The sequence below is a fragment of the Blastomonas sp. UPD001 genome, from assembly GCF_003426715.1.
In the GTDB taxonomy this organism is placed as follows: Bacteria; Pseudomonadota; Alphaproteobacteria; order Sphingomonadales; family Sphingomonadaceae; genus Blastomonas.
On the sequence record NZ_QKVT01000163.1, the window covers coordinates 1 to 5,622 of the forward strand.

Annotated in this window: 5 protein-coding genes; 2 read left to right on the plus strand and 3 right to left on the minus strand. The window is 58.3% G+C overall.

Going from position 1 to position 5,622, the window contains the following annotated elements:
• Positions 1 to 182: 182 nt before the first annotated feature.
• Together DM995_RS20095 and DM995_RS20100 are read left to right on the plus strand one after the other, a co-directional pair.
• A complete protein-coding gene (locus tag DM995_RS20095) occupies positions 183 to 1,073 on the plus strand; it encodes a DUF6615 family protein (protein WP_116970824.1) in 891 nt (296 codons plus the stop codon).
• Between the two features lie 624 nt (positions 1,074 to 1,697).
• Positions 1,698 to 2,036, plus strand: a complete 339-nt coding sequence (locus DM995_RS20100; protein WP_353653383.1) for a helix-turn-helix domain-containing protein — start codon at positions 1,698 to 1,700, stop codon at positions 2,034 to 2,036.
• A gap of 223 nt (positions 2,037 to 2,259) precedes the next feature.
• On the opposite strand, the gene DM995_RS20105 is transcribed toward DM995_RS20100, so the two are convergent.
• From DM995_RS20105 to DM995_RS20115, 3 genes are all read right to left on the minus strand, one after another.
• Entirely contained in the window at positions 2,260 to 3,102 is an 843-nt protein-coding gene (locus DM995_RS20105) for a protein NO VEIN domain-containing protein (protein ID WP_157973418.1), read from the minus strand.
• Positions 3,099 to 5,006: an SNF2-related protein gene (locus DM995_RS20110; protein ID WP_116970826.1), complete on the minus strand. Its 1,908-nt coding sequence runs from the start codon at positions 5,004 to 5,006 to the stop codon at positions 3,099 to 3,101. Before DM995_RS20110 ends, DM995_RS20105 begins: the two co-directional genes overlap by 4 nt.
• A gap of 14 nt (positions 5,007 to 5,020) precedes the next feature.
• Positions 5,021 to 5,622 (minus strand): hypothetical protein (locus DM995_RS20115; protein WP_198669534.1); only part of this gene is annotated, 602 nt, incomplete at its 5' end.

Here is a 5,622-nt window from a genome sequence, read left to right on the forward strand (position 1 = left end):
CATCCTCGGAATCGTGAGGGCGATGGAAGAGACCAAGGGCACGGCAGGTTACACTGCTTGGTTTCAGAAGTTCATGGAATATGCCGCAAATTACGTAACGGTTTTCTCCCCTTTTCTCCCTGCGCTGACGCATCTTCTTCCGTGACAGCCGCAGTAAGCACGAGTGAGTCGCAAGAGTGGCGTTGACCTCGCTGTTTTCGTCAACATGTGACCTTGCTGCGCGGCTGCCGCCGCTAGTCGCCGATTTCCTCGATCTTGAGATCAGTCTCCGCCGCCGGTTTCGCGAGGAGAGTGTGACCGACCTGATCGTCGCGAGCCTTATCCGGCTCTCAGGCCCACGCTTGTCAGTTCAGGTACCAGTGGACGAGGCCAAGACAGGCAACGACTTTGACATCGTCATCTTTGATCCGATGCGCCGCACGGCGGTGCAATACCGCATTCAGGCCAAGCGGCTCACACCGCACCGCACAGCTTGGGATATGGGCTCCTATGTCGAGCTTGCACATCCAAATGGCACCGGCGCGCAATCGTTGTCGCTGGTTCGCTCGGCAGCGGCAGAACGGAAGATTCCGACTGTGCCGCTGTATGCGTTCTACAATCCGGCGCGCGCATGTGATGCGTCGGGCGGTCTTATTTCCGGGATAGAGATGGCCGATGGCCGCGCCATCCGGGCAGTGGTTCGGGAACTGATCCGCGCGAGACCGAAGCGCCCACCGCTCAAGCGCCTATCAACGCTGCATCCGCTGTTCTTCCCCCTTTCGCGTATTCTGTGCCCTCCCACGTCAGATGGCGACAGTTTGATGCCGTCGCCCGAAGGCTCGCTCCAATCAGTTGCCGATGCGGTCCGTGCAGCGAACGAGCGGTTCATCGGCAGCCAGCTCTATGTTCCCCATGGGAAGCTCGCTGACCTGCGAGGCATCACATCAGGTATCGGAGTGAGGTCCCTGCGCCGATTCGACACGCTCCCGCCGGTCCTGGCAATTGCGATGGCACGGCGGAGCGATGTGCCGACTGTTATCCGGACACGGACGGTGGATCGGCCGAAGATCGTCCTGTTTTCAGGTGATTCCTGACAATGCGCTTGGCAATTGAGGTTGCTCGCCGCGAAGGAGAGGCGGTGAGCTCGAAGACGGAAATGTGGCAGATCGGCTGCACGTCGCCCGCGCCGCATCAAACGTGCGAAAGCAGCCTCGTTGCATCACGGCTGCATATCGACTGCACTCTGCGGACTTCGAGCGCCAGCTTAGATCCATTTGTCCCTGGCCGCCTTAAGCAATAGGTGGGATGTGATGGCAAGATAAAAGCACCGCCGTCGGTCGGAGTGCAGGTGGTTGGTTTTATGGCCGTTTATTCGGCGGCACGGATCAGCGCCCGACGTCGCTCTATTACGAAAATATCGTGAAATCAATGATCTTTGCGACGGCAGTCTGATATCCGCTGTGGTTCCTTCAGCCTTCCGACCCCAAGTGACTCTGTCCATTGCCGCCCCCGCCCATGCTGAGACGTCCCTTTTCCATGCTGGCGTCGTGCCTGTCGGGAAGAAGGCGTAGCTTCGGCTAGCATCGCGCAGAAACGTCATGTCGACCGACGTGGCCACTCGCCCGATAATCAGGGCGATGGCGGGCCCGTCCTTCGCTCCCCTCCATGTCCCCGAGGGCTGGTCCGTCATCACCCTAAAGATGCAAAGGACCGGACCGATGGGAGCTTACCAGAGCCGATCAGGCGACAACGAAAGTCAGCAGGACCGAGAGGCCGCTGACAAGAAATCTGGAGCCGGGTATCCGGTCGGCGAGCGGATGGGCCAAGGCACACCAAGTCCGAGCGCCCATGCTATCGAGCCGATCACCATGCGAGTGCCTGACGCATGCCGCTATACCGGCATCAGCCGCAGCACCCTTTACGTTCTGATCGCTGCAGGCGAGATCGAGATCATCAAGCTCGGCAACTCAACCCTTGTGCTGACCGAAAGCCTGAAAGCGCTTGTCGCGAAGCGTCGTTGTCCGATCGCTGATCGCCCTGTCCGGATCGGCACCTGATCATGCATCCCGATCTCCTCCAAGCCATCATTCTGGCCGCAATCGTCAAGATGCCTGAGGCTACAAAAAGACAGCTGACGTCATCGGTTCAAGCCAAACGAGAGCGGGCAGAAGGAATGCTCGCTGCGAGCATCACGGTCGCGATCTCCCGGACGAGGTAGCAGAATTCGAAGGGCAAAAGGCAGACTGCACGGTCAGTCGCGTGACATCGCAAAAAGGAACCTCACGACAGCGAAACGGGAATGATCGCATTTGTCCATTTTCCGTTCTCATTGTCGGTGGGAATATGCGGAGCGACCTGGGCAACGGTCCTCTTGTGCAGCACAGGCGGGTCAGGTCTCAGATCCCAAACGTGGAACAGAAAAGCCTCACCGAAGGCAGTGGCCTGTTCCCACTCATTCCGCGTCACGTAAAACCGTAGCGGGGACGCAATCGTCGACTTGACCTCGATAAGGAGGTTCACCAGTCCGAAATCTGACGGCATGTACGACAAGACGTCATAGCCCACGGTGTTATCGTCAATCGCCATCCACCGCGGAGCGGTATCGATGCCGAGCGACTGGAGCCGTTCAACTTCGTGCTTCAATGTTAGCTGCTCCGCTTCGCGGGCGCGGCGCATCGCATCCTGACTTTGCTTGCCACGGACCTGAGCCTGCAAGTCATCCCACCATTCGATGTCACCGACCGACGGCGGATCATCCAAAAGCCGTGCCTGTCGGAACAGGCTTCGGACGTCCCGATATTCCGCAGACTGCAGACGCTTGATAAAGCGGCCGCGACCCAGCGTGACGAGCCGAGCCCACTCGGGCAATTCGATCAGGAGCACATCCGACAAGCAGACGCGATAGAACCCAATCCCCTCATCGGGAGGGTGCCGCTTGACTATGCCGTCCAAAAAAACGGCGGCGTCGAGATCGAAGCTGTTTGACCCTGGCTCGACACTTCGGATGAGCCTCGAGAGTTCCGTGAGCGGCATATCCGGACGGCTGACCCGGTACATCCGTAAGATGCGAAGACCTTCGAAAGCTGGCATCGAGAAGAGGCGCGAAAAGTCGAAAGCCGTCACGCGTCCTCCTCCACCTCCGGTGGTGGGGCGCGCCCTTCGAGCTCATCGATGAGATCGATCAGATCTTGCATCTCCATGTCGAAGTTGATCGGATCGTCGGCCTCTTCTTCATCGAGCGCGATCTTGTGGAGATCAGGGTCGTTAAGGAGCTGCTGGAGGTTCCTGATCTTGGCGATGAGGCGACGCGAAACAGACAGATCAACGCTTCCGATCTCTCGGGGCGCTACAGTCCGATAGATATGAATGTTCGTTTCGACGTCCGGAGGCAAACCGAGCCGATGAATGCGGTCAATGGACTGCAGATAGTGCGTCGAGACGTAGCTGCGATCCAGATAGATCGCGTCGTGGCAAACAGTATGAAGACTGATCCCTTCGCCGGCAGCTGCCGGGTTCGCCAGCATGACCTTGCATCGATCATCGAGATGAAACCGGCGTAACCGCCCTTCCCGCGTTGACAGATCGCCCGGATCACCTGACGGCACTGCTCCGTAAAGCGACACGGGATTGAGGTCCGCCAGCAGCAGCTCAAGATCGAGGATGTTCCCGGTGAAGATCGTCCATATGACCGTCTTGCGACCTTGGAGCGCGAGCTCGCGAGCGTGAGCGGCGACGGCGCGCATCTTGGCCGACGTTCCCTCTGCGATGACCTGGTCGACAATGCCGGAGTCGATAGCCCGGGGATCGGTGGCCATCGACTGAAGCGCTAGGGTCGGATTTACCGATAGCTGCAGCAATCGCATCACTGACTTTCGCGCCCGCACGAAATCGGGTTGGCTGGACGACTGAACAACCTTGGTGAGCTGTCTCAAAGCCTCGTGTCTGACGATCGAGTAAAGAGCTCGCTGGCCCGGCAGCATCTCAACATTGTGAAATTTGCGTATCGGATCTTTAAGGCCGAGCTGCTGCTTCGTTGTCCGCACATAGAGCTGGCCAAGGACCTCTCTTGGCGCGATGCCGCGCTGAATCTGAACGTCATAACCCTGCGCGGGCCACAGAAAGCTGAGCTGCGATGCCATGTCGCCCGCATCCTGCGGCATGGGCGTTCCTGACAGGATATCGCGGCGGACCGGAAGCGCGGCGACAGAGAGGAGAAATGCGCCGCGTTGCGAGTTTACCCCTGCCTTCATCCTATGGGACTCATCCAGGACAAGGTGGACCTTCTGCCGCGACAAATAGGCTGAGATTATGGCCTGCTGTTTGACCATGAGGTCGTAAGACATGACGAAGCGACGCGCACCGCTTCGAAGAAGTTTGTCGGTATCGCTTGCGCGCCCATCCAGAATTATGAAGTCTTCCGCAGCGTTGTTTGGTGCATCGGGAGCCATCGTTTCCGACACCACCGACGTCCACGCCGGGAACGCCGCCTTGGGGCAGATCACGAGCAAGTGCTCGCCTTCTCTGGCAACCAGAAGATGAAGAGCGAACGTAACCGTCGTCTTTCCGGCACCTGGCACCGAGAAGTTTGCGCCGTGTGGGAGAGACATGAGATGCGCGATATCTTCTAGCTGAAAGTCTTTCAGCTTTCGGCGCGTGAAGCCAAGTTCTTCCAACTTGCTTTGGATGTCTTCCGGCTGGCATTCCAATTTGAGATTATTGCGCTTTTCGCGCGCTTGCTTCACCTCGCGGACGAATGTCGCAATCCGTTCGGTAGCGGCACCCTGAGGCCGGAAACGGAAATTGAGCTCGCGCTGGAGCGACTTGCTGCCAAAGTCCCGAACGACTTCGAGAAGCTTTGGCCAAGAAAGGTCAATGGTGCTTTCACTGACGCGAACGTCAGTTTGGTTGGCAAAATGCGCGCGCAGTCTTTCCCAGATTGGCGACCGGGAATCCGCAACAGTCCGCGTTATCCGGCCCGTCACATTGGCCGGATCATATTCAATACTGAGCTCGCTGGGTCGATCCATACCAGGGGCAGGCGCTAGGAAATCTCTGCCAGCTTCGCCTTAAGCCGCTCGACCAATCCCTCAATGGTCTGAAGCTGCTTGCCGATGGCTGGGTACGTCGAGGCTTTCGCGCGTGTAAGGTCGACGGAGACCAGCTTCGCGTTCGCTTCCGTCAGCGCCTTCAACGCAGCTTCACCGTCCTTTTGACCCTTGGCAACTTCAATTGCGGTAATGCTGGCTTCAATGAGGACTTTGACGGCCTCCTCTCGGGTCTGCTCACCGCTTAAGGCTTCTATCACCTCAGCGTAGGACAGTTCGCCGTCTTCATCATCGAGGTCGAATGAGAAGTCGTCCGGATCGTCAACAACATCGCCTTCGATGGGTGGCTTTGTGGTCGATAGGTCAAGTGTCGTCGCGACCCGATCGAGCACGTCAGAGGCGAGGTTACCGAAAGCCGAATTGAAGTTGTACAGTCGGCCGCCGAGCTTGTCCCTGTTGTCGTAGAGCGACCATGCAATCACCCGGCTTGCTTGCATAAGAGCGGCATCCTTGCCCTCCAACCGACGTGGAAGGTCCTTGAAAAGCTGCTCCCCGTACTCGCTTACGCGTCCATACTCACCCTCTGCCTTGGCCCATT

What these genes read in the sequence shown, in the direction of transcription:
- DM995_RS20110 (WP_116970826.1), bottom strand. Translation starts at nt 5,006, where the DNA reads ATGGATCGACCCAGCGAGCTCAGTATTGAATATGATCCGGCCAATGTG.
- DM995_RS20100 (WP_353653383.1), top strand. Translation starts at nt 1,698, where the DNA reads ATGGGAGCTTACCAGAGCCGATCAGGCGACAACGAAAGTCAGCAGGAC.